The following is a 1,699-nucleotide window of genomic DNA, read 5'->3' as shown; positions in this document are numbered from 1 at the left end:
TTAATGGTTTTTTCCCAAATAATGCTCTGTAGGAGGGCATCTCTGAGTAGGGGAATATCACTGTGCTGGATCTGAAGATTGAGGTCTTTATAAAGCGATTGAACTACACCTCCTATCGCGTATTTGAGTTGGTTTTCTGCATTGCGTTTTTTCTGGGCTTCTGTCAGTTCTTTGTGACTTTTCTGCAAAATTTCACGTTTGTGTTCATTCTCCAGCCGGATTCGATTGTCTAGGGCGGCTTTTTCAATTTTCTGATAAGACTCTAGGGCGCGATCCAGGCGGAAAAAATTATCCTGATCCATTGCTTGATTGAGTAAGGTCAGAATTTCAATTTCGTTGGCCAAGAGGGGCTGCTGGTTTTTGTCCTTCAGTTTGATCTGTTCAATGAGTGCCTGTCTTGTTAGAAACTGGTTCTTCTCCCGGTCGACTGTTTTGAGCAGACTGAGTTGTTTGTCATTGAATCTGTCATTGGATTGCTGGAGTAGGGTTAAAGCCTGTTGCTGTTTTTTCTTGAGGAAGGGAAGTTTTTCCAGGAACTGCTGCAATGTCATGAGGTCATTTGAAGTGAGTATTTTCGCAGGTCTTCCACGAGCCGTCATCGCATTCTCCAGCATAAAATGGGTGAGGTTTTTCTGTTTTCAGTTTAGCATAGGCTGGCACGGGAAGAATTAAATAAAATGTGGGAACATTTTATTTAATTCTTAAGCTCGTTTCCGTGTTTTTATTTTAGTATAATTTCTTCGAATTATACTGAAATAAAAACACTTCTCCTCGTGCTCCGCAGGCTCTGCGAGGCTCCGTGAATTTGAAGGTGGGATTATGTTCTATTGCAACCTGGAACACACAAGCAAAAAGGCCGTGAAAACCCGATCGGGGAAAGTAAAAAATGCTGCCACGGCCAAGAACCGGTTTCACTACATTACCCGGACTTCGCATTTTAAAAATTATAAAGAAAGTGCCTCAGAACAGATCGAGTTTGTGAGATCCGGCAATATGCCAAATTTTGCTGAAGGAAAGCCGGCTGAGTTTTGGGGCGCTGCAGATATTTATGAACGTAGTAATGGCCGTACCTGTTCCAGTCTGGTGGTGGCCTTGCCGAAAGAGTTGAACCAGGCACAGCGGATTGAATTGGCCGAGGCATTCATTGCTGAGTTTGCAGACCGCTATCGCTATCCCTTTACCTGTGCCATTCATAATCATGTTGGATCGTTGGGTGGGCAAGAGCAACCGCATTTGCATTTTATGTATAGTGAACGGCATGTTGATGGCATCGACCGGACCGCAGAACAGTTTTTTAAGCGTTATAACCCAAAGGATCCACAGAAAGGTGGGGCGCAGAAGCTGACAGCTGATGTGTTAGGCATGGGAAAGGCGCAGTTACAGCTGTATCGGCAGAAAACTGAAGAGCTGATTAATGACAGTCTCATGCGTTATGCTCCGACCAAGATGGTGGAAATCAAGGGAATTCAGGTGGAAGTTCCTAGTTTGGTCAGCTGTTTATCCAACAAGGAATACAACAAGAAGCATGGCACACAGCTGAAGGATGTTCCTGTGATGAATAAGGCGGTCCGTTTTGCGCGTGAGAAAGAGCCGGAATTAATGGCCGAACGGGAAAAGATGACTACTGAAATTGATCGGTTACGTGCTGAAAATCATTATGAGTTGTATCGTTCGTTTTATGAGGCTGAATTAAAAAATC

General features: G+C 44.0%; 2 protein-coding genes. One reads left to right on the top strand and one right to left on the bottom strand.

Translation table 11 applies throughout. The features are described from left to right. On the bottom strand, positions 1 to 599 hold a 599-nt coding region (locus FTV38_RS17415), incomplete at its 3' end, for a hypothetical protein (RefSeq protein WP_257228815.1). Positions 600 to 819: 220 nt separating this feature from the next. On the opposite strand from FTV38_RS17415, the gene FTV38_RS17410 reads away from it, so the two are divergent. Further along, positions 820 to 1,699, top strand: an 880-nt coding sequence (locus FTV38_RS17410) for a MobA/MobL family protein (protein ID WP_180023036.1), incomplete at its 3' end; no start/stop codon positions are given.

Source organism: Acinetobacter sp. YH16044 (assembly GCF_013417145.1).
Lineage (GTDB): Bacteria > Pseudomonadota > Gammaproteobacteria > Pseudomonadales > Moraxellaceae > Acinetobacter > Acinetobacter amyesii.
This window is presented reverse-complemented; position numbering and strand designations above follow the sequence as displayed.